This window comes from Simiduia curdlanivorans (assembly GCF_030409605.1).
GTDB classification, from domain to species: domain Bacteria; phylum Pseudomonadota; class Gammaproteobacteria; order Pseudomonadales; family Cellvibrionaceae; genus Simiduia; species Simiduia curdlanivorans.
Window position 1 is genome coordinate 1229581 of record NZ_JAUFQG010000006.1, and the last position, 21228, is coordinate 1250808.

The 21228-nt window shown below is 49.2% G+C and carries 21 protein-coding genes; 4 read left to right on the forward strand and 17 right to left on the reverse strand.

The features are described from left to right. Positions 1–30: 30 nt before the first annotated feature. Together QWY82_RS19290 and yghU are read right to left on the reverse strand one after the other, a co-directional pair. Positions 31–654, reverse strand: coding sequence for a glutathione S-transferase family protein (locus QWY82_RS19290; RefSeq protein WP_290265540.1), 624 nt, complete (start codon positions 652–654; stop codon positions 31–33). Positions 655–961: 307 nt separating this feature from the next. Then, on the reverse strand, positions 962–1822 hold the full coding sequence (gene yghU, locus QWY82_RS19295) for a glutathione-dependent disulfide-bond oxidoreductase (protein WP_290265542.1): 861 nt from the start codon (positions 1820–1822) through the stop codon (positions 962–964). Positions 1823–2023: 201 nt separating this feature from the next. Here yghU and QWY82_RS19300 point away from each other — a divergent pair, with 201 nt between their 5' ends. Together QWY82_RS19300 and QWY82_RS19305 are read left to right on the forward strand one after the other, a co-directional pair. Continuing rightward, positions 2024–2959, forward strand: coding sequence for a TIGR01777 family oxidoreductase (locus tag QWY82_RS19300; protein ID WP_290265543.1), 936 nt, complete (start codon positions 2024–2026; stop codon positions 2957–2959). Between the two features lie 126 nt (positions 2960–3085). Further along, positions 3086–3256, forward strand: coding sequence for a DUF6435 family protein (locus QWY82_RS19305; protein ID WP_290265544.1), 171 nt, complete (start codon positions 3086–3088; stop codon positions 3254–3256). A gap of 172 nt (positions 3257–3428) precedes the next feature. On the opposite strand, the gene mmsB is transcribed toward QWY82_RS19305, so the two are convergent. The 5 genes from mmsB to QWY82_RS19330 all read right to left on the reverse strand — a co-directional run bounded on the left by mmsB (position 3429) and on the right by QWY82_RS19330 (position 9062). Continuing rightward, positions 3429–4349, reverse strand: coding sequence for a 3-hydroxyisobutyrate dehydrogenase (gene mmsB / locus QWY82_RS19310; protein WP_290265545.1), 921 nt, complete (start codon positions 4347–4349; stop codon positions 3429–3431). Between the two features lie 49 nt (positions 4350–4398). Further along, positions 4399–5505 (reverse strand): enoyl-CoA hydratase/isomerase family protein, encoded by a 1107-nt coding sequence (locus tag QWY82_RS19315; protein WP_290265546.1) that lies wholly within the window; start codon positions 5503–5505, stop codon positions 4399–4401. Beyond that, positions 5505–6281 (reverse strand): enoyl-CoA hydratase, encoded by a 777-nt coding sequence (locus QWY82_RS19320; protein WP_290265547.1) that lies wholly within the window; start codon positions 6279–6281, stop codon positions 5505–5507. The genes QWY82_RS19315 and QWY82_RS19320 overlap by 1 nt, the downstream gene beginning before the upstream one ends. Positions 6282–6325: 44 nt before the next feature. Continuing rightward, complete coding sequence (locus QWY82_RS19325) at positions 6326–7492, reverse strand: acyl-CoA dehydrogenase family protein (RefSeq protein ID WP_290265548.1); 1167 nt, start codon at positions 7490–7492, stop codon at positions 6326–6328. A 157-nt stretch (positions 7493–7649) separates the two neighbouring features. Further along, positions 7650–9062, reverse strand: a complete 1413-nt coding sequence (locus QWY82_RS19330; RefSeq protein WP_290265549.1) for an aldehyde dehydrogenase family protein — start codon at positions 9060–9062, stop codon at positions 7650–7652. 229 nt (positions 9063–9291) lie between these two features. Between QWY82_RS19330 and QWY82_RS19335 the strand changes: the two genes are divergently transcribed. Further along, the gene (locus QWY82_RS19335) at positions 9292–10164 is read left to right on the forward strand and encodes an AraC family transcriptional regulator (RefSeq protein WP_290265550.1); all 873 of its coding nucleotides are present in this window, start codon (positions 9292–9294) and stop codon (positions 10162–10164) included. Positions 10165–10338: 174 nt separating this feature from the next. Here QWY82_RS19335 and QWY82_RS19340 read toward each other — a convergent pair whose 3' ends face one another. Continuing rightward, complete coding sequence (locus tag QWY82_RS19340; protein ID WP_290265551.1) at positions 10339–11184, reverse strand: S1 family peptidase; 846 nt, start codon at positions 11182–11184, stop codon at positions 10339–10341. A gap of 621 nt (positions 11185–11805) precedes the next feature. Here QWY82_RS19340 and QWY82_RS19345 point away from each other — a divergent pair. Beyond that, the gene (locus QWY82_RS19345) at positions 11806–13770 is read left to right on the forward strand and encodes a TonB-dependent receptor plug domain-containing protein (RefSeq protein WP_290265553.1); all 1965 of its coding nucleotides are present in this window, start codon (positions 11806–11808) and stop codon (positions 13768–13770) included. Between the two features lie 55 nt (positions 13771–13825). Here the strand turns inward: QWY82_RS19345 and QWY82_RS19350 are convergent, their stop codons facing one another. From QWY82_RS19350 to QWY82_RS19390, 9 genes are all read right to left on the reverse strand, one after another. Next, complete coding sequence (locus QWY82_RS19350) at positions 13826–14551, reverse strand: type 2 periplasmic-binding domain-containing protein (protein WP_290265554.1); 726 nt, start codon at positions 14549–14551, stop codon at positions 13826–13828. A gap of 282 nt (positions 14552–14833) precedes the next feature. Continuing rightward, a complete protein-coding gene (locus QWY82_RS19355) occupies positions 14834–15319 on the reverse strand; it encodes a hypothetical protein (protein ID WP_290265555.1) in 486 nt (161 codons plus the stop codon). A gap of 6 nt (positions 15320–15325) precedes the next feature. Beyond that, a complete protein-coding gene (locus tag QWY82_RS19360) occupies positions 15326–15841 on the reverse strand; it encodes a lipocalin family protein (protein ID WP_290265556.1) in 516 nt (171 codons plus the stop codon). A gap of 170 nt (positions 15842–16011) precedes the next feature. Next, positions 16012–16788, reverse strand: a complete 777-nt coding sequence (gene map / locus QWY82_RS19365) for a type I methionyl aminopeptidase (protein ID WP_290265557.1) — start codon at positions 16786–16788, stop codon at positions 16012–16014. After that, positions 16781–16987 (reverse strand): ParD-like family protein, encoded by a 207-nt coding sequence (locus QWY82_RS19370; protein ID WP_290265558.1) that lies wholly within the window; start codon positions 16985–16987, stop codon positions 16781–16783. The genes map and QWY82_RS19370 overlap by 8 nt, the downstream gene beginning before the upstream one ends. A 255-nt stretch (positions 16988–17242) precedes the next feature. After that, positions 17243–17794: a DUF2878 domain-containing protein gene (locus QWY82_RS19375; protein ID WP_290265559.1), complete on the reverse strand. Its 552-nt coding sequence runs from the start codon at positions 17792–17794 to the stop codon at positions 17243–17245. Then, entirely contained in the window at positions 17787–19106 is a 1320-nt protein-coding gene (locus QWY82_RS19380) for an SAM-dependent methyltransferase (RefSeq protein WP_290265560.1), read from the reverse strand. Before QWY82_RS19380 ends, QWY82_RS19375 begins: the two co-directional genes overlap by 8 nt. 10 nt (positions 19107–19116) lie before the next feature. Then, positions 19117–19947: a DUF1365 domain-containing protein gene (locus QWY82_RS19385; RefSeq protein WP_290265561.1), complete on the reverse strand. Its 831-nt coding sequence runs from the start codon at positions 19945–19947 to the stop codon at positions 19117–19119. Further along, a complete protein-coding gene (locus tag QWY82_RS19390; RefSeq protein ID WP_290265563.1) occupies positions 19947–21197 on the reverse strand; it encodes an NAD(P)/FAD-dependent oxidoreductase in 1251 nt (416 codons plus the stop codon). The genes QWY82_RS19385 and QWY82_RS19390 overlap by 1 nt, the downstream gene beginning before the upstream one ends. Between the last annotated feature and the right edge of the window lie 31 nt (positions 21198–21228).

A 21228-nucleotide genomic window follows, 5' to 3' on the forward strand; every position in this document is an offset into this window, starting at 1 on the left:
AAGCACGTTAACTCAACCTAAACAGCCTGCTTAAGCTGAGGCGCGCTGGTCGTAATAGGCCTTAATTTTAGGCTCGTTAACAATCTGTTGCGCATGTGCCAGTATGGTTGGCGCCAACTCTTGCACTAAATCCGTAGGAATATGATCGAGCTGACCGGAACACAACCAACGGGTGGTCACAAACACTTTTAAATCCGCAACGGAGAGTTGATTGCCGGCAAAATACTTTTTGCCCTGTTTTACCAAACGCGCTTCTAACCATTGAATGTAAGTAGTTAACGGGCCATTGACCAACGCTTCGCGCGTGGTTTTTAGTGCATCGCCAGTTAAGCCAAAGGTGGCCACCAGCTTATGGGTCATATCTTCGATCACATCCATCACTTCATCGCATAACAACGCTTGGTAATCATCAGCAGGGTAGAGACCGGCTTGCTTACCAAAATACCGGCACAAGGCGGTGGACTGGGTTAGGGTTTGGCCATCAATGTCTACTGTAGGCACCTGACCAAAGGGCGTGCTTTTACGGACTTCGGCAAACTCGGGAAAGGTAAAGCGATGATCTTCAAAGGGCAAACCCGCGCAGTGCAGCGCCAAGCGAATTGGCTCACCGCGGCCACCATCAACGTCGAAATAAGTCACTTTAATTTTTGGCATTTCAATCTCCATATTAACCAGGTTACGAACAGGGTTGAACGGTTTGATAAATTATTGCTAAACAAAAACCTATTGAATTAAAACGGCACAAGCTACAAGGCGGGGGGACTGGTCCGACACTTCGGCCCCCTACAAGCCACAAGCCACAAGCCACAAGCCACAAGCCACAAGCCACAAGCCACAAGCCACAAGCCACAAGCCACAAGCCACAAGCCACAAGCCACAAGCCACAAGCCAATATCTTGCGCGGCTATGGGGCTAGGAACAAGCTTGATTACCGCTAGTACAATACCTTTAGCAACTACTTTTATTGCGCGCTGAGAATTGCATCGATATCCGCCGCGCTATGTCGCTCGGCCAATTGACGCGATTCGTCGCCCCACACTTTATTGACGAGCTTCGCGCGCTTAACCGCGGGGCGCGCTCTCATTTCCTCTGCCCAACGACTTACATGTTGATATTCATGCACTGAGAGAAACTCACCAGCCTCATACAAACCACCTTGCACCAACGCGCCATACCAAGGGTAGATGGCCATATCGGCAATGGTGTAGTCAGCACCGGCAATAAAGTCGCGCTCAGCCAATTGCTTATCTAACACATCGAGTTGGCGCTTCACTTCCATGGCAAAGCGGTTAATAGGGTATTCGAATTTTTCCGGCGCGTAGGCATAAAAATGCCCGAAGCCACCGCCTAAATAGGGGCCTGCACCCATTTGCCAAAACAGCCAGTTGAGCACTTCTGCTTTTGCACTTGGCTCGGTCGGTAGAAACGCATCAAATTTTTCCGCCAAATACATCAATATTGAGCCGGACTCAAACACACGGGTTGGCGTTTCGGTGCTGTGATCCATCAAAGCCGGAATTTTTGAATTGGGATTAGCGCTAACAAAACCGGAGGTAAATTGTTCACCTTCGCCGATATGCACCAACCAAGCGTCGTACTCGGCATCTTTAATACCCATGGCCAACAGCTCTTCCAGCATGATAGTGACTTTCACGCCATTGGGCGTTGCCATAGAGTAGAGCTGCAAGGAATGCTTACCAACGGGTAAGGGCTTATCTTGCGTGGCACCAGAAATTGGGCGATTAATATTGGCGAACCTGCCGCCACTCTCCTGATCCCAGGTCCAGACTTTCGGTGGTGTATAAGTAGTAGATTGACTCACGCTTACCCTCTCGCCAGTTGCATTGACTAAATCGAAGAACACTTAGAGCTCATGCAAAGCACTTTGTTACTCTTGCGAGCCGCTAATTGAAGAAATATGCCGAAGCGTATCACAAATAATCCCCTTGGCTTGATGAGATCCACTAACCTAGTTTGAACGTACCTAAACTATCCTATCGCCGCTAACTTAAAGCAGGCCAACATGCATATTCTTATAACCGGCGCCACAGGCTTTATTGGCACTCAATATATACTGCGCCACAGCCACCATCGCTTTACCCTGTTGAGCCGTCAGCCGAAAAAGGCCCAGCAAACATTGGCTGCTTACCCTAAGGGCACGAGCAAAATACGCGTTATCCAGAACTTGGCTGAGTTGCCCACGCTGGATGGCATTGATGCGATTCTCAATTTAGCGGGTGAAGCCATTGCCGATAGACGTTGGACAGTAAAGCAAAAAGCCGAAATTTGTAATAGCCGTTGGCAGCTGACCCAGCAACTTGTAGACCTGATAAAGCAAAGTAAGCTACCGCCAAAGGTCTTTTTAAGCGGCTCTGCCATTGGTTATTACGGCGATGCCGGCAGCGAGCAAATGACTGAAAACACCAAGCCAGCCATGGTAACTGCAGCATCGCCAGACTTTGCCCAAACCCTATGTCAGCGTTGGGAGGATATCGCCCTTAGTGCGCAAGATCACTGCCGCGTTGTGCTGTTACGCACCGGTATTGTTCTAGGAAAAGAGGCTGGTGCTTTAGCGAAAATGTTAACGCCTTTTAAGCTTGGCTTGGGCGGCAAAATAGCCTCGGGTAAACAAATGATGTCGTGGATACACCAGCGCGACGCGGTCAATGCCATAGAGTTTCTTTTACATCAAACAACGGCAAGCGGCCCGTTTAATATAACGGCGCCAAAACCCGTAACCAACGAGGTATTTACGCAATCTCTCGCTCGGGCTTTAGGCAAGAAAGCCTTGATACCTGTTCCCGGCGCGCTATTAAAATTACTCATGGGCGAATCTGCGTCGCTGCTACTAGCTAGCCAACAGGTATACCCAGAAAAACTGCTACAGAGCGGCTTTAGGTTTGAATTTACCGATTTAGCGCCGGCCCTTAAAGCGCTGATTAGTGACAAAGACGTCTAGTTAGGCCATTTATAATCTACGCATTTTTAACGCCTATAATCTATTAATGCTTGAATCAATCGACCATGAAATGCGTGCCTAGCCTATCAAGCTAGGCTTAATGTTGTATTGTCCGGAGTTTATCCAATGTTCAAAATCTTCAGACCAGACCCCGCTCGAAAACTCAATCAACAATACCAGGCGCTGTTGCAGCAAGCCATGGAAGCCCAACGCTCAGGCAATATAAAGCTCTATTCAGAATTGACGGATAAAGCGGAAAAGATAGGTGACGAACTAGAGAAATTGAAAAAAGAATAGAGGGTAACGTGATCTAGGTCTAACCCATGTCAGTTTTCACTGACATGGGTTGGGGAGTGTACCAAACTGCAAGGCCGGGGGCTGGCACGACCCTTCGGGTCTATATACGAGCTGCAAGCTGCAAGCTGCAAGCTGCAAGCCAGTTAGCCTGGCCAGTACAAGCTTAAAAAGCCTAGGAGGATTTTTTATTGCCCGCATAAAATTTCTGGATGCTGGAGAAATCTTTTTTGCCCTGATCTTCACCGGCCGAGTGCTTATGTAAATTAAACAAGTTTCTCGCGGCGGCGCCCATGGGTATGGATGAACGGCTAGTTAAAGATGCCTCCATCGCCAAGCCCAAATCCTTTAACATCAGGTCTACCATAAAGCCGCCCTGATAATCTTTCGAGGCAGGAACACCTTCCATCACACCAGGCACCGGATTGTACTTTTGCAAGCTCCAATTACAGCCCGAGCTTTTCAACATGATGTTCGACAGCACCGACGGGTCTAAACCGTTATCCATACCCAGCTGCAAAGCTTCGGCGGTGCCAGTCATATGAATGGCGAGCAGCATGTTGTTACAAATTTTTGCCACCTGCCCGGCTCCTACATCGCCGGCACGAAAAATATTTGCGCCCATGGGTTGTAAAACGGTTTTGGCGGCCTCGAAACTCGATTCGACACCGCCCACCATAAACGCCAAGGTACCCGCTGCAGCGGCCGCTACGCCACCGGACACGGGTGCATCAACGAAGCGAATGCCGGCCTTTTCAGCGGCGGCACCAACGCGGCGGGCGCTATCTGGCGCGATGGTGGAGCAATCTAAAATCAACGCTGTTTTCGGAATAACATTAAGTAAGGCCTCAGTACCATCGCTGCCGATGTAAACACTTTCAACAATCGCGCCGTTCGGCAACATGCTCACCACATAATCGGCACCCACCACCGCTTCGGCGGCACTCGCGGCAATACGGCAACCCTCTTCCTTGGCATGGGCTTGCGCCGCTGGCGAAAGATCGAAAGCGCGCACCTCAAACCCGCCTTTAACAAGATTGGCAGCCATACCGCCGCCCATGTTACCTAAACCAATGAAAGCTACTTTCTGTGTCATTGCCCTGCCCTTTGCACTGTCGTGAATATTAATTTATGGCGACTATTATTTATAAATCGCGCAGCGGATTTTGCGGCCAAGGCGCTTGAAAAAATGGCGCTATAACGTCGTCCGTGACATCGCTGAGCTGCTTATATTGCCAGTTTGGTGCATGGTCTTTATCCACTAACAAGGCTCTAACGCCTTCGGCGAACTCGCTGTGTCGAACAATATTGGTGGCGAGTAAAATTTCTTTTTCAAACACCTCTTTTAAAGACAAGCCCTCGCATAACTGCAGCTGGCGGAAAATCCACTTGACCGCCAAAGGTGAGCCACCGGCCAAGCCCGACTGGGCGCGCTGCAGCCACCTGTCTTCTGTTTCAAGTTCTGCAAACCGCTGGGCGATAAGGTTGACATCATCACCTTGGCATAGCTTATCAATCATCGTTTGATGGGTTTCGAGATTACCCGGCGGAATGTCCGCACTCGACTGCCGCTGAAAGTTTTCGAACAGCGCTGTCAGCTCCGTGCTGATCAGACTCGACGACCAATCCAGCGCTTGTAACTGTTCGAGTAACTCAGGCTTATGGCTCTGGCTAATCGCAAAATTAGCAATGCAGGCATAGAGGCTATCGGCACCATTGATAGACGCCGCACTCAAGGCCAAAAAGCGCCCGCAGTGGCCCGGCATGCGATTCAAAAAATAACTGCCGCCCACATCGGGAAACAAGGCAATGGTGACTTCGGGCATAGCGATGCGGGTTCTTTCCGTGGCGATGCGATGTGAGCAACCGGCAAAAATACCCAGGCCACCACCCATCACGATACCGTGGCCCCAAACAATGGTTGGCTTGCCGTAGTTATGCAACAAATAATCTAACCGATATTCGCGAGCGAAAAATGTTTCGGCATAGTCACAGGGGCCGCCAGGGTTTTGCACCGATGACTGACGCAAGGCCTGCACATCGCCGCCGGCGCAAAAAGCTTTCTCACCAGCCCCTTGAATAAACACCGCGGCAATCTTGGCATCGGTTTGCCAGTGCAACAGTTTTTCCAGCATCAACTCAACCATCTCGAGGGTGAGTGAATTCAAAGTCTTTTCGCTATTTAAGGTGATAACGCCAAGGGCATGACCATCTTGGGTTGCGATTTGTTCGAATAGGACTGGGCTTGTCATTAGCTGTTTTTCCACTCTGGTTTACGCTTTTCAACAAAAGCACTCACGCCTTCTTTTTGATCTTGGGTATCCCACAGTTTGACAAACAACTCCCGCTCTTTGGCAAATACCGAGTTAATATCGCCGCTACGGGCCTGCATAATTAACTCTTTACAGTAACGCACAGAGGTGGGCGACTGGCCTTCAACTTTGGCCGCTAATTCTAGCGCACGGGTCAGCACGGTACCGGTGGCAACCACTTCAGACACCAAGCCAATTTTTTCCGCTTGCGGCGCTTTAATGCGTTCACCCAAGAGGATCATGCGCTTGGCCCAACCCTCGCCAATCAACCAAGACAGTTGCTGCGAACCCAGGCCACAGGGCAATAAACCAACCGACGCTTCCGGCAGCGCCATTTGCGCCTGCTCTTCACAAATACGCACATCGCAAGACAGGGCCACTTCTAAACCGCCGCCCATGGCGAAACCGGTAATGGCAGCAATGGAAACGCCTTGGTAATCCGCCAACGCCTCAAAGGCGCAACCAAAGGCGGCCGAAAACTCGAACGACAAACCTTTGTCATCGTGATTAAAGCGGTTCAGATCGGCACCGGCGCTGAAGAATTTTTCGCTATCGCTGGTAATAATCAGCGAGTAGTTTTCCTTGTCGGCATTCAACTCGCCCACAATAGTCTTTAAATAATTCAGGCTCTCCGGCGTCCAGGTGTTAGCCGGCGGATTATTGAGGGTAATAATGGCCACATGGCCGCGCTTTTCTAATTTCAATAAATCACTCATGTGAGATCCTTGTCATGTCTGATAGCGTTAAGTGCAGGCGCGATTTAACGAATAATTTGCGTTGCGCCTTCTTCTAAAATACGGCGCGCGGTAATCACGCGCATCACTTCGTTGGTGCCCTCTAAAATCTGGTGCACACGGGCATCGCGCATATAGCGCTCGATCGGGTATTCCTTAATATAGCCGTAGCCACCGTGTAACTGTAGCGCGTCGTTGCACACGTTAAAACCCACATCGGTGGCGAAGCGTTTCGCCATGGCGCAGTAAGTGGTTTTATCCGGGTCATCAATGTCAATTTTATTGGCCGCGAGGCGAATCATTTGCCGAGCAGCCACCAGCTCAGTCACCATATCCGCCAATTTAAACTGCAGCGCCTGAAACGCCGCTAAGGGCTTACCAAACTGCTTGCGCTCTTGCATGTAGGCTTGCGCTAAATTAACACAAGCCTGAGCTGCACCCATGGAGCAGCTAGCGATGTTGATACGACCGCCGTCTAGACCCTTCATGGCAATCTTAAAACCCTCGCCCTCGGCGCCGAGCAAACACGCCGCGGGCACGTTGACATTTTCAAAACTAATAGCCCGTGTGGGCTGTGAATTCCAACCCATTTTGTCTTCATTTTTGCCGTAGCTAATACCGGCCAGGTCAGCAGGAATGGCGAAGGCAGAAATACCTTTGGCACCGTCTTCTTGTGAACCCGTGCGCGCCATCACCACCAACACATCGGTTTCGCCGGCGCCACTGATAAACATCTTGCTGCCGTTCAGTCGATAAACATCGCCGGCTTTCTTCGCCGTGGTGCGCAGCGAGCCGGCGTCACTGCCAGCGCCGGGTTCGGTTAAACAGTAAGACGCGAGCTTTTCACCGCTGGCAAGATCAGTGCTCCACTGTTCCTGAACCGAAGGCTGCCCCCAAGTGGCGATCATCCAGCTGGCCATGTTGTGAATGGAAATAAACGCCGCCGTTGACGTGCATCCCACGGCCAGCTCTTCCAAAATAATGGCTGTGTCTAGGCGCGATAAATCCATGCCGCCAACGCGCTCGGGGCAGTACATGGCCATGAAACCCAACTCGCCCGCCTTTTTAAACATGGCTTTGGGGAAGATTTTTTTCTCATCCCACTCGGCGGCGAAGGGTGCCATTTCGCCCGCGGCAAAACTGCGCGCCGCCGCTTGAAAGGCCAATTGATCTTCGTTGAGGGAAAAATCCATTGCTGTATTCCTAAAGTGTATTGCTAAATTTTATGTCTCGGTTGCCATTCGAGATTATTGTCATTCTAGATTAATGGCGCTCTGGGCTTACGGGCACAACGGGCAAGCCCAGCGCCAGCATTTGCCGGCGCTGCACGGTGCAATGCCAGTGGTGCGATTAAAATTTATCCATCACTGTGCCGAACAACTGCTCGTCGCTGGGCACCACTTTGGTTTTCGCCAACGGCATTGAAATCCAGGTGACGTTAATTAGATCTTGCCAGGTGATGTTGTTATTGGTGCCGTTACCACCCCAAGAGCCGCAACCGAGAGAAAAGGTTTGGCGCATGCCATTCCACAGGTTACCGCTGTTGGAAGGCGCCTGAGGCTGGTTCACCATCACCCGCGAGGTTTTGGTTTCCATGCCAAACTTCATAATATTTTCCTGCGTGTGCGAATAGATACCACAGGAATGACCTTGGCCTTGGTAGGCCTGAATCTCATTGGTCAGCTTAATCGCCTCATCGATATTGGCGACTTTATAGAAGGCCATGGTGACCGACATTTTTTCACCGCTAAACGGATAATCGGCACCTGCACCAGTTTCCGGCACGATGAAGAAGCTTTTGCCCTCAGGCAAATCAAATCCCGCCATGCCGGCAATATTCGACGCCGGCTGAGCCACAATGCGCGTATTGATGTGGTCGTCTTCCCAAATCACTGCCTGCAACTTTTGCTTTTCCTCTTCATTAACGACATAGCCGCCTTGCGCCTGCAACTGATCTAACAACTCGTCATAAACAGACGCCAATGCAATCACAGAGTTGTCGGAAGAACAGGACGCCGCTAAATCCAGCGTTTTAGAGATGCGGATTTTTTCTGCGGCATCGGCAATATCGGCCGAATCATCTACTGTGATAACCGCGTTACCGGCACCCACACCCAAAGCCGGTTTACCCGAGGAGTAAGCGGCTTTCACCATGGCGGGGCCACCGGTGGCCAGCACGCGATCACACTGGGCCATCAGCGCTTCGGTCAACTCCAAAGATGGCACTTCAATGGCGATCACTAAATCTTCCGGCGCACCAAACTTTTTCAGTGCTTCGCGCATGATGTCGCAAATCATTTTATTGGTTTGCTTGGAGCGCGGGTGCGGCGCCAGAATAATAGAATTGCGCCCCTTCACCGCCGAAATAGCTTTAATCACCGGCGTGGCTTCTGGGTTAGTGCAAGGAATTAATGCACCAACCACACCCATGGGCTTGGCAATTTTAATAATATTGCGCACCTTATCTTCTTCGATGATGCCAACGGATTTATCGTCGATAATATCCATCAAGGTCGCGCGGGTTTTGCGGGCAATTTTTAAAAACTTACCTTCATAGTTACCCAACTGGGTTTCATCGACGGTGAACTGGGCGATTTTTTCGGCAACACCCGGGCGGCACACAGACCAAACCATGGCAGTGATCAATTCATTCACCTGCTCTTGGCTGTAGTGTTCTATTTGCGCCTGAGCAATTCTAGAGCGTTCAATTAAGCGGCTAATGTCTGCTACTGCGGCCTGCTGTGCGGGAGTCTTGTCACTCATGCTTGCGTCCTACCAATGGGGTTCAATGAACTTTATTGCGATACATTGCTGCTCGCGGTAAAGCGGATGCATCTATAGGAACATAGTAAAAAATAGGGGTAAATTGACAATATTATCGTACTGATGGACTATATTGCGGTCATTTAAGCCCTGCAGCCTCAAGGGAGCAGCCGCGCTGCAGCCACCGGGGCGCAATGACATCTTAGACCAACGTTGAGGACCATAAACCATGAGCATACCCTCGCGCTGGCCCCTACCCCCGGACGGGATTCGCTTTATCACGCCACGGGTGCTGATTCGGCGCCTGCAAGCCCAACCGCTAGCGCAAAGCCTGTACGTGACTGCCATGGGCTACTACCCGCGCGCCAGCGGCCACGCCATGAAACGGCGCGGCCACCCAGACCACATATTGATCTACTGCACAGCCGGAAGCGGCAGCCTAACCTTGGCCAACGAGACGCTCGCCGTCAACAGCGGCGACATACTGTACCTGCCGCGCGGCTCCCATCACCAATACCAAGCCAGTGCCGACACCCCTTGGACCATTTACTGGCTACATTTTGATGGCCTGCTGGCGGACGACTTTTGTGCCCATATCGGCAGCCCAGAGCGACCGATTAATATTGGCGTACAACCGAGGGTTATTCGCGTTTTTGATGGCATCGCCGAACTGCGCCACAGCAGCCACAACTTGGCGGAATTTATTCAAGGCGGCCATCAAGTGCAGGCACTGCTGAGTTATGTGGCGCTGCTCGTGCAACAGCGCCAGCCCTACGCGGGCAATAATTTTGACACGGAAAATATTCGCGCTTTGATGCAAGAACACATTCACGGCAAGCTCGATCTCGACACCCTAGCGCACGAGGCCAAGCTGTCGAAATTTCACTTTTCGAAAAAATTTAAGAAAGCCACCGGCGAATCGCCCATCAATTACTTTATCAGCATGAAAATGCAGCGCGCCTGTTATTTACTCGACAGCACCCCACGCTCGATCAAACACATAGCTTCTGAACTGGGCTACCCAGATACCTATTATTTTTCGCGGCTGTTCAAGAAAAACATCGGCATGGCGCCGGAAACTTACCGCAAGGCGAAGCTGTGAGGATTTGGTAACCATACTGCGAGTGTTTTTACTGATAGCGCATAGGATTCATTAGCTGAAAAGCGGTATCGATTCTTCCATGTGTTCATGGCCGAAAGCGGGAAGTAACCTAAAGGTCGTCATATGTATCACAGGTCGTTTTTCTGCCAGCTGAAGTATTAGAGACATGCGCTATCACTTCACTTCCAAAGACGCGCATAATTCATTCATGTTCATGGATTTCATACCGTCCTGAAGAAATGCGTTCTGAGTGGTTATTTTTTCTCTCGTCAATTCATCTTTCGCTGAAATAACCTGTTGTATCCAATCGCTGTAAGATGAAACTCTTGTGTATAGCTCCGTCACACCATACTCACCAACGTTATAAAACCATGAGTCGACACGTGAACTGACTCCGAGCAATACATATTTATCCCCTTCCTTAATAAAGGCAGGACCACCACTGTCTCCATTGCCCGAAACGCCCTCCAATGCCTCGCCCTTTGAGCCTCTCTCAAATTTAAAAACAATATCCGTATCCGTCACATTAACGACTTTATTTTGCGCTTTTCTCAATCGACCGTTATTTTCCTTATAGCTAACCGTTTGCCCTTGTTGACCAGTACCCGTCCCTCCCACGCCGATAAACCAAACCCCTGCACCCTTTTCGGCAATACCATCATACAGAGTTGCGGGTTTGATACTGGTGACAGGTTGGGCTAATTTAATCAGCGCTAGGTCGTGCACACCCCCCAATTGATATTCGGGATAACTATATCGTTGGGAAACGGATACTAGCTCGTTTCCAACGTGTATTTTCTGTCCAGGATTCATGCAAAAAACAGCATGAGCTGCGGTAACAACCCATTCGGGATCAATCAAGGTTCCATGTACACCAATACTATATAGCGTTGCTAGGGGAGGAAAGTCTGACCGAGCCGCATGATAACTTTCGTCAGGAACATCGTGTCGAATGACAATGGCGCTAGCTAAGGATGAGGAAAGACCCACTGTTAAAACTATGCATTGAGTAATGTTCAAATTTACACCTTATCTAAGTAACTCTATTAAGGCTATATATACGTACGTGCAGAAAAAACGCTTGGCCAAATCGAAAACGCACATTCTGGACGTTCATAACCAAGCTGATTATGACGTTTTTTCACTCAGTATTTTTTAGTTGGCTTCCTTTAGCTTTAGCGCCAGAAACATCTCCAAGATACCCGCCTTTGCAGGTTAAGGCACTAGCGTTTAACGTAAAATCATTTCCTAACAACGCTGAACCTTCTCCATTTCCAGATGCAACCCATTCTGATCTATTAGCGCATCACTACTCGCACTCACCAGCACCCCACTCTGCACCAAGCCAATTGCCTCTGAACCGGGCGATTCAGATGGCTGTTATTTTCTCGGCTATTTAAGAAGTACATCGGCATGGCAGTGAAAACTCTCCACAAGGCAATACTGAAATCGCGTGTATCACCCGTTAAACCAAGTAGATTTGTGCGGCGACAGGCCCGGGCACTAAAGCCACGCTAGCCGTGCTAAACGCTAGAACTTAACGATCGAGCAACCAGTTCGGAAAAATTGCGCCCAGCCCAAAAAAGCCACGACCCATCAGGTATAATCCTCGCCATTGTTTTACCACTGGAATACTCACCCATGCCACACGCTCGCGCCCGTCCATTGCGTCGATTAAAAAACCCGCTACTGGCCTTGATATCCCTGGCCTCGAGTCTGACCAGCGCGCCTGCGGTTCTGGCGCACGGCGACATGGAAGAGGTGATTGTCACCTCGGTGCGCAGCCATCGCACCTTGGATGACACACCATTGCGAGTAGAAATTTTAGGCGAAGAAGAGCTGCGCGAAAAATCCAACATGAAACCCGGTGACATACGCATGCTGCTAAATGAAAGCACCGGCATTCAAGTTCAACAATCCTCGGCCACCAGCTTAAACTCCAGCATTCGCATTCAAGGCCTAGACGGCCGCTACACCCAAATGCTGCGCGACGGCTTGCCAATTTACTCGGGCTTTTCCGGCAGCCTCAGCCTATTGCAGATTACGCCATTGGACTTGCAGCAAGTGGAAGTGGTTAAAGGCGCGTCTTCAACCCTGTACGGTGGCGGCGCCATTGCGGGGCTGGTCAACTTGGTGTCAAAAACACCGGGCGAAAGCCCAGAAACCGAGATGATGTTAAACGCCACCTCCGCCGGCGGCCAGGACCTTTCGGCTTTTCATTCGCGCGAGGCCGGCCAGCACGGGCTCACACTATTTGGCACCTACAACCGCAGCGATGCCTATGAGCCCGCCGACAATGGGCTAACCGCCATTCCAGAATTCGAGCGAGTCACTTTCACGCCGCGCTGGTTTTATACTTTCTCCGACGACACCAAGCTCGACCTAGGTGTTGGCTTGATCGACGAAAACCGCTTGGGTGGTAGCGTCAACTATATCAATGGCAATGCGCCGGACGAGTACTTTGAAGAGAACGATAGCCGCCGAGCTTATCTGCGCTTTGGCTTATCCCACCACTTCGACGCTGGCGCCGAAATTATGCTAAAGCATACCAACAGCCAATTTGAACGCAGCCTAAAAACTTCCGGCTACGCATTTTCTGGCACCCAAAATTCAAGCTTTACCGAGCTGAGTTTGGCCGATTATCGCGTCGACGGCGGTTGGGTTGTTGGGCTAAATGGCACAACGGAAGCCTTTGATCAAGATCCGGCAGTAGATGGCTTTAACCACGACTACTCGGAACAAACCCTCGGCGCCTTCGGCCAAGTCACCCGAGACTTATCCTCAAGTTTGGTACTGGAAGCTGGCTTGCGCGCAGACGCCCATTCAGACTACGGCAACTTTATTCTGCCCCGCGTATCAGTACTGTATTTACCCTCGCACGACCTCAGCGTGCGTTTCGGCGGCGGCTATGGCTACAAAACGCCCAGCCTTTTTGTGTCTGACGCCGAAGCCGTACAGTTTCAGGATATTATCCCCATAGACCCAGACCAATTCGACGCCGAAACCTCCAAAGGCCTAAACCTCGATATCAACTACCGGTTCGACCTTTCCGAGGCTTGGTCACTCACCAGCAACCTACTGCTGTTCCACACTCAAATCGATAAACCTTTGCAGCTTATTGAGCAAAACGGCTTATACAACTTCGACCAACAAAATTACGCCATCAACACACGCGGCGCAGAGGCCAACTTCATCTTCGGCTTTGGCGAGTTACGCTATTTCCTAGGCTACACCTATGTGGATGCCGAACAGGAAACAGCTAGCGGTAATGTGGAGCTAGCTCTGGTCTCACAACACCGGGTCAACCAAGTGTTAGTCTGGGAGCGAGAAGACAACTTTCGCATCGGCCTCGAAGCCTATTACTTCAGCCCACAGCGCCGAGACAACGACACCCGTGGCGAAGGCTATTGGATTTTCGGCTTGATGACAGAAAAGAAACTGGCAGAGTCCGTTACCGCCTTTTTCAACCTAGAAAACTTTACCGACACCCGGCAAACCAAGTTCGAAAACATTAATTCAGGGAATCTAGTAAACCCTGTATTCCGTGATGTTTACGCGCCGCTGGATGGCTTTGTGATTAATGGTGGGCTTAGGGTTAGTTGGTAAGAAAGAGGCTTCTTGGCTTTCGGATATCCACCTCAAGACAACTGGTTAAATTAACCTACGGCTGCTCGCTGCCACTAGTAGTGGCCGCCAAATTGGCGACGCACGCATCCCTAATGGATTTTGATCTAAATAGAAATCCGTTAGTATTTTTTCCAAACAGTGGGAATCTATCGACGCGAATGTCTTTACTAATTTCACCGTCCGCAATCATTTCCTGACGATAGTACTCGAATATATTGCCATCCAACTGAATGAAATCAACTCTATCTCTAAACAGCATTCTCAATTGGGTTTTTTGATTATGGGTTTCCCTATACTGCTTATTTTTTAGTGCCATCTCTGCATAAGCGCCGCCAATCTTTTCGATCGCTCCCTGCCATGATAGTAGTGAGTACGGAGATATATCCTCAACCTTTGTGATGTGAAAACCACGCGCTGAAAGTGAAATCAAGAAATTCTCATAAGAATAGAGATCTCCGGAATAAAAGCCTTTAAGGCCCCGCTCGTTAATTAGATTCTCATTCACATCCGTGACAATATCAACCTGATCAGCTTCATAGGCAAAAATGCGCCGTGCATAGGGTAGCAATTGAGGTTTTAGCTCATAGCCCGAGGGCTTTAAGCAGGCCTTCAACATATCTACCAATATGCCGCCAGAGCCATCTTCAAGCACCCAAGGTGGCAAGGAGGAACCAAAGGCAACCAACACCTCTTTAGGCTGGCAAACCGCCGGATAGGACAACACCAGTAATACACTTAGAGTTAATGCTGATTTTTTCACTCGAACTCAGCTCTGACATCAAAAATGAGGGTGATCGCAATCGATAACGATTGTTTATAACGCTTTCATTTAAGTGGTGTGACGAAGACTAGGAAAGGGCACTACCCTGCAATTTGTCAAGCCACGATAAATTAGCGCTCGACAAAGAATAGAACCGAATAACGGGTTGCGCTAGGTAGATATAGCTCAGAAGCCATCACAGACTGACCGGTCATTAAATCTCAATCAATATACGAACGGCAGCCGAGGATAAAATCCCTAACCGCGGGTCTGTAGAAACACTCAACGAGTCTGCCATGTTGTTAGCTGATGGATTGCTAACATTGCTTTTCCTATGGAATGACCATGCTTTTCTGATAAATATTCCAAAATATTTTCAAGACATTGCAGCTGACAATGCGAAAGCCAAAAATAGCGTGTTTTAGCCAGCTCATCGCCCTCAGAAGCAAGCTCTAAGTCGTAGATAATTGTCTCTGTGAGCGTATCAAAGCGATTGGTGCACAAAAGAGCCTTACGCAGAAGGTTAGGCAATAGCCAACACATGCCAGCAACCGACAAATTAGCCAGCTCCGAATGCATATACCTCACCCCTTCCATTGGAATTATCGGCTCTGGGTAATGACGCATGTGCTCCACGATATACCTACAAACACAATCTTCATCACCTCGATTCGTGAGCATAAACGCTTCAGGTTTACTCTGAAATGGAAAAGCTTTCTCCACGTCCAGAAAAATCTCTTCTTCAGTCTTGTAACCTTGGTACGCCATAGCGCTCTATGGGTGCTCAACATAAATCAGTTTATTGGTATCAAAACCATGCGCTGCCGACATTTTAAGAAACTTTTCCATCACCTCTGGCTTCACGGAAGGCGTTCGCGACAGCAACCAGAGATAGTCGGTATTAGGCCCTGACACAAAGGCATAGCTGTAGTTTTTATGGTCCAATTCAAAAACCACGTAAGAGCCGTAAAAAGGCCCGAGGAAAGACACCTTAAGATAGCCTTCGGTTTCGCTATCGACAAAGTAAGCCTTTCCCTCCGCTTCTTTCCACTCGCTCTTGGCCTCCAAATAACCACGGTTGAGCACCGATACACCACCATCATCACGCAGGCTATACTCAGCCGTGACTTGGCTCATGCCGCGCTCAAATGAGTGATCGAGGCGCGCCACCTCGTACCATTTACCCAGGTAATTATTCAGCTCAAAATTCGATACCGGCTTCACGGATTCCGGCATACCTAGGCAGCCATTTAGCAAAACCACACACATTGTCAGAAAAAACAATTTCATTTTGCCTCCTAAATCCAAATGTCTCAGCAATCAAAAACGTAGCAAATTGTATTCGTTGATTCTACGCTTACCGTGCTCAGACAGAGCGTTTTTCAATGTTTTTAGTAAAAACTTACCAGTACTAGCGGCATTTGAATTTTTACAAATGAGGACCTTCGCAACATCTTAAACTACTCAACACATTCATCAGCTCTGAGGGTAAGCACTTCATAGCCAGTTGATGTTACCGCAACTGTATGTTCCCACTGAGCCGATAACCTTTTATCACTAGTGACGACAGTCCAGCCATCTTTTTTCAACTTAACCTTGGCCTTACCTTGATTAATCATGGGCTCAATGGTGAATACCATTCCAGCCTGCAGAACCAAACCTTTTCCCAGCTGGCCATAATGTAAAACTTGAGGCTCTTCATGCATTTCCCGACCTATGCCATGGCCACAATACTCACGAACTACTGAATAGCCATTTTTCTCGGCATAACTCTGAATTGCGTGGCCAACATCGCCCAATGTTGCACCCGGTTTTACACTCTTAATACCCTTCCACATCGCCTCATAAGTTTTATCCACCAGCCTCTTAGCCAGGGGATTCACGTTGCCAACCAGATACATTTTGCTGGAGTCCGCAATGAAGCCGCCGCGCTCTAAGGTGATATCGATATTGATAATGTCACCGGATTTTAGCTTTTGATTATTTGACGGCACTCCATGACATACCACATTGTTTATCGAGCTATTCAGTACATATTGATAACCATACTGGCCCTTACTTGCTGGGCGAGCATCGAGCTCGTCGATTATATATCGCTCGGCCAGATGATTAATGGCCATGGTGGAAATACCGACTTGTACAAATTCGTCGAGATAGTCGAAAACCGATGCGAGAAGACGGCCTGACTCCCGCATTATTCTTAACTCTTCAACATTTTTTACATGTATATTAGCCACCAACAACTCTCTCGGCTTTGACATCAGCCAGTTTCATTTGCTCGCTCATAATGTCAGAAAAAGACATATTCGGATTAGCTTCGGCTAGCATGCCAATTTTTATCCAATACTCCGCCTGTGCATTTATAGAACGCACCATAACGACGCTTGCCTTACGAACGTCGTCATGCAGCTCATCGTTTATTTTGACAATACCCATAAGCATCCTTAGCATATGATACATATATAAAACATACATGAATCATATATAACGAAAATTATAGATGCAAGCGGTAACAACCACCGTTGATGCTGCAAAGTGAAAATCGCTAAATCGGGAAACCAAACAAGCATCATTAATCAAGAGACTTACATCTAGACCCCGACCAAGCAGAAGAGAGCGAGGGTAAATAGCCAAAGGCAAAAGTGCGCAAAGAAGTTAGATTCTATTAAATAGGAAGCGCCTGCGTGCTCGCTACCAGCCCATAAACCGATTGACGGGTTTTGAGTTTGACTCTAAGCGGTGCCAAAGGTGTAGAAAAGCCGGGAGGGCTAAGGCCCAGAAAAAGCCAAGGGCTAAGGCCCAAAGTACGGGGTTGGGAATACTCACCTCGGTAAACTGCGCCCCAGCCCAATAAGATAAAGGGCCGAATAGCGCGCCAAAAACCGCGGCGAGCATTTTGGATTTTGCCAACCACGATAAGCTGTGCGGTAGCGTAGTGGCGAAGGCAAGCCAGAGCGGAATTAACCAATGAGGAAAATGCCTCGCGCCCTCGTAGAGCATTAGCCCCTGCGAAAACCATAAAAGATCAACCGCAACGCCGATGCCTGTCACCAAGGCAACAAAGCCAACTTCCAAGCTTTTATGAGCGCTGATTAGCGCAATATGAAATACGCAATACAACACGATGAAAAGCCAGGCACTAGCATCGTGGGATAAAATAATGCCCCACCAAACGCACTGAAACAGCAATGCATTTAACAGCAGGGCAATATTGGGATTTAGCCTAAGCAGCGCATTAGCCAAGGGCAACTGGCGCCGGTAGTTGTTGCGCCCTGGGTTTGGCCATCAACAATTGCGAGGTACCAATAGCGCGTTCGCGGAAACCGCCTTCGCAATAACAGAGATAAAAATCCCACATGCGAATAAAGGTTTCGTCAAAGCCGCAGCCGCGCACTTTATCGATAGCAGCCCAAAAGCGGGTGCGCCAATCGGCCAGTGTGCGGGCATAGTGAATACCAATTTCTTCCAAACCTACCAACTGCATATCCGTATAGTCGCGCAGGCAATCGCCAATCACGCTTACCGACGGCAAGGCGCCACCGGGGAAAATATAGCGCTGAATAAAGTCGACATTGTTTTTTGCGAAGTTAAAACGTTGATCGGCAATGGTAATGGCTTGAATTAGCATCAATCCATCGTCTTTCAACAACTTGGAGCAGGTGGCAAAATACTGAGCGTAAAATTTATGGCCCACGGCTTCAATCATTTCAACAGACACTAGCTTATCGTAGCAGCCTGTGAGATCGCGATAATCTTCCAGTAACAGAGTGATTTTATCCTGCAGGCCCTCGCGCTCTACCCAGGCGCAGGCGTAGTCATATTGCTGTTGCGAGATAGTGGTGGTGGTTACTCGGCAGCCGTAATGTTTAGCGGCGTGAATTGCCATGCCGCCCCAGCCGGTACCAATTTCCAGCAGATGGTCTGTTGGCTGTAGGTTTAAGCGCTTACAAATTCTATCTAACTTGGCCTCGGCGGCTTGCTCTAAGCTGGCGCTTGGGCTTTCATACACAGCGGCCGAGTACATCATACTTTTATCGAGAAACAGCGAGAAAAAATCGTTGCCTAAATCATAATGGGCAGCAATATTTTTCTTCGAGCCTATTTTGGTATTGCTTCTTAAACTGTGATAAAGCTTCAGCGCCCAACCTTTGATGGCACTCCAGCTGGAGTCCATGTCGTTAGTGAGCGCAATATTGGTGCTCATTAAACGAACAACATCCACTAAGTTGTTCGAGCTCCACTCGCCGCGCATGTAAGACTCACCGGCACCAATGGTGCCGCCGGTGATAACCGCGCCATAAAACCCGGCATCATGCACCGCGATTTTTGCTTTCACGCCTTGGCTGGTGCTTTCGCCGAAATGAAATACTTCGCCGGCCTCGTGTAACTCTAGGCTGCCATGGCGCAATTTTTTCAATACGCTAAACAATAAGTTCCTAAACATCCGGCTTGGCTTAGACGCCGCCAGTTGATCGGCCACTGCTGTGGATGCACCGCTGATAAAATTATCCCTAAGATCTGACTGAGTTACACCGCTGGCTTGGGGTGGCGTCATGGAACTGTCCTCATAGTCTCTGTTCAACATCATTTACGAATTTTTCTTGCTGATTATTCTGTTTTGGGCTGTTATAAAACCTTGCGCCTTTTAACCACAGTTTTAAGGCTTGCCAATAAATGCCGCCCAATACCTTCGCGGTCATCCACGGAAAGCGCCACATCATACTATTCAACACAGCGCTGGTGCATTCCGCGCGCGATAGTTGCAATGTAGCTTCGAAGGTTTTTCTATCTTTACCCAGCTCTTCCCTCTGCATAGCGTCTGATACAGCTATGTTCTGTAGACGTATACGGAGGCCTTTATCGGGTAGATTGCTCTTTAGGCGATATTTTTGCTGCATCTGCATAAAGGGTGATACATGCAGCGCCTTGCTAAACTCTTGCGGCTGCTCCATAGCTTGCTGGCGATAATCAATGCTGTACACATGGCGGTTATCCCACGGGGTATTAGTGACTTCGGCGAGAATAGCATCGAGTTTGGTGCCGCTGGCATCGAACACATAAAACAACGTGATGGGGTTCATGCGCAAACCGAAACAGCGCGGGTTGGTTAACATGCGAATAGGCCCAGTGGGAACGAAGCCCAAGCTCTGTTGCACTTTTTCAATCACGGCCTGTTTTAGGCTGAGTTCCGGGTTGCCGAAATAATCTTGTCGGCGAATCCAAAAGGGCGCGAAGCCTTGGCAAGACCAAAACCTGGAGCGCGAGCACAAGGTAGGAATTTCATCCAGATCCACATAGGCCATAAACACCGAGTAAGAAAACTGGTGCAACGTTGGTTTCCAGCGCGCGTGCTGAAGTAGCCCAATGTAAATACCGCTCGCCAGCTGCACGTCCATTACCACTTTGCCCCTAAGGCTGTGGCGACGCGAATGCCGCTGTTAACGCCATCCTCGTGAAAACCATTGGCCCAGTAAGCGCCGCAAAACCAAGTGTTGTTGCGACCGTTAATATCGGCCCAACGGGCCTGAGCGGCAACACCGGGGACGGTAAATTCCGGGTGATCATAGTGATAGACGCCCAAAATTTTATCGGGATCAATCGCCGCCGTGTGGTTTAGGGTGACGCAAAAGGTATGTTGTGATTTAAGCCCCTGCAAAATATTCATATTGTAGGTCAACACCGGTTTTTCATGCTGTTGTTGCAGTAGGCGGCTATTCCAACTAGACCAAGCTAATTTTCGCTCTGGCAAGACACTTGTATCTGTGTGCAGTACCACTTCATTGGGCTGGTAAGGTATGGCACTTAAAGTTTCGATTTCCGCTTGACTCGCATCGCCCAACAGCTTTAACGCTTGATCGCTATGGGTACCAATAACAACCTGATCGAAACGCTCAACCTCGCCGCTGTCAAAACGAATGTTTACGCCCTGATCTTGGCGTTCAATGGCGGCAATACGGGTGTTTAATTTTATGTTTTGCGCAAAGCCCTTGGTTAATGGCTCGAGATAGGCCTGTGAGCCACCGACGAGCGTGCGCCACTGCGGCCGATTATTAACGCTGAGCAGGCCGTGGTTATTGAAGAAGCGAATAAAGAACTCAACCGGAAAATCTAACATCACCTGATCACCCGAGGACCAGATAGCCGCACCCATAGGTACTAAGTACTGATGGGTAAACAGTTTACCGTAACGATTTTCCACTAAATATTCGCGTAAGCTTTGCTGCGCGGGTATTTTACCCTGCCGCCAATGGGCCACAGACTCGCGATTAAACCGCATGATATCGCGCAACATCGACCAAAAACGCGGGCTGATTAAATTGCTGCGCTGGGCGAACAGAGAATTTAAGTTTGTACCACTGTATTCGAGTTTGGATAACTCATCGGTGACGCTGTAGCTCATTTCAGCGGGCCGTGACTGCACACCTAACTGGGTCATAAGACGAATAAAATTGGGATAAGTCCAATCATTGTAGACAATAAAACCGGTATCAATATTGTGCGATTCACCTTGGTAATTAATCTGCTTGGTGGCCGTGTGACCGCCGATGCGATCATCCGCTTCGAACACGGTAACCTCGTGCCTATCGTGCAGCAGATACGCCGCTGTTAAACTTGAAATACCGCTACCAATAATCGCAATCTTCACACAGGTTCCTTTTTTTAGTATTCAGGTGTCA

What these genes read in the sequence shown, in the direction of transcription:
- QWY82_RS19380 (WP_290265560.1), bottom strand. Translation starts at nt 19,106, where the DNA reads ATGACGCCACCCCAAGCCAGCGGTGTAACTCAGTCAGATCTTAGGGAT.
- mmsB (WP_290265545.1), bottom strand. Translation starts at nt 4,349, where the DNA reads ATGACACAGAAAGTAGCTTTCATTGGTTTAGGTAACATGGGCGGCGGT.
- QWY82_RS19370 (WP_290265558.1), bottom strand. Translation starts at nt 16,987, where the DNA reads ATGGGTATTGTCAAAATAAACGATGAGCTGCATGACGACGTTCGTAAG.
- QWY82_RS19305 (WP_290265544.1), top strand. Translation starts at nt 3,086, where the DNA reads ATGTTCAAAATCTTCAGACCAGACCCCGCTCGAAAACTCAATCAACAA.
- QWY82_RS19335 (WP_290265550.1), top strand. Translation starts at nt 9,292, where the DNA reads ATGAGCATACCCTCGCGCTGGCCCCTACCCCCGGACGGGATTCGCTTT.
- QWY82_RS19360 (WP_290265556.1), bottom strand. Translation starts at nt 15,841, where the DNA reads ATGAAATTGTTTTTTCTGACAATGTGTGTGGTTTTGCTAAATGGCTGC.
- QWY82_RS19325 (WP_290265548.1), bottom strand. Translation starts at nt 7,492, where the DNA reads ATGGATTTTTCCCTCAACGAAGATCAATTGGCCTTTCAAGCGGCGGCG.
- QWY82_RS19345 (WP_290265553.1), top strand. Translation starts at nt 11,806, where the DNA reads ATGCCACACGCTCGCGCCCGTCCATTGCGTCGATTAAAAAACCCGCTA.
- QWY82_RS19315 (WP_290265546.1), bottom strand. Translation starts at nt 5,505, where the DNA reads ATGACAAGCCCAGTCCTATTCGAACAAATCGCAACCCAAGATGGTCAT.
- QWY82_RS19300 (WP_290265543.1), top strand. Translation starts at nt 2,024, where the DNA reads ATGCATATTCTTATAACCGGCGCCACAGGCTTTATTGGCACTCAATAT.
- QWY82_RS19320 (WP_290265547.1), bottom strand. Translation starts at nt 6,281, where the DNA reads ATGAGTGATTTATTGAAATTAGAAAAGCGCGGCCATGTGGCCATTATT.
- QWY82_RS19385 (WP_290265561.1), bottom strand. Translation starts at nt 19,947, where the DNA reads ATGGACGTGCAGCTGGCGAGCGGTATTTACATTGGGCTACTTCAGCAC.
- QWY82_RS19330 (WP_290265549.1), bottom strand. Translation starts at nt 9,062, where the DNA reads ATGAGTGACAAGACTCCCGCACAGCAGGCCGCAGTAGCAGACATTAGC.
- QWY82_RS19290 (WP_290265540.1), bottom strand. Translation starts at nt 654, where the DNA reads ATGCCAAAAATTAAAGTGACTTATTTCGACGTTGATGGTGGCCGCGGT.
- QWY82_RS19355 (WP_290265555.1), bottom strand. Translation starts at nt 15,319, where the DNA reads ATGGCGTACCAAGGTTACAAGACTGAAGAAGAGATTTTTCTGGACGTG.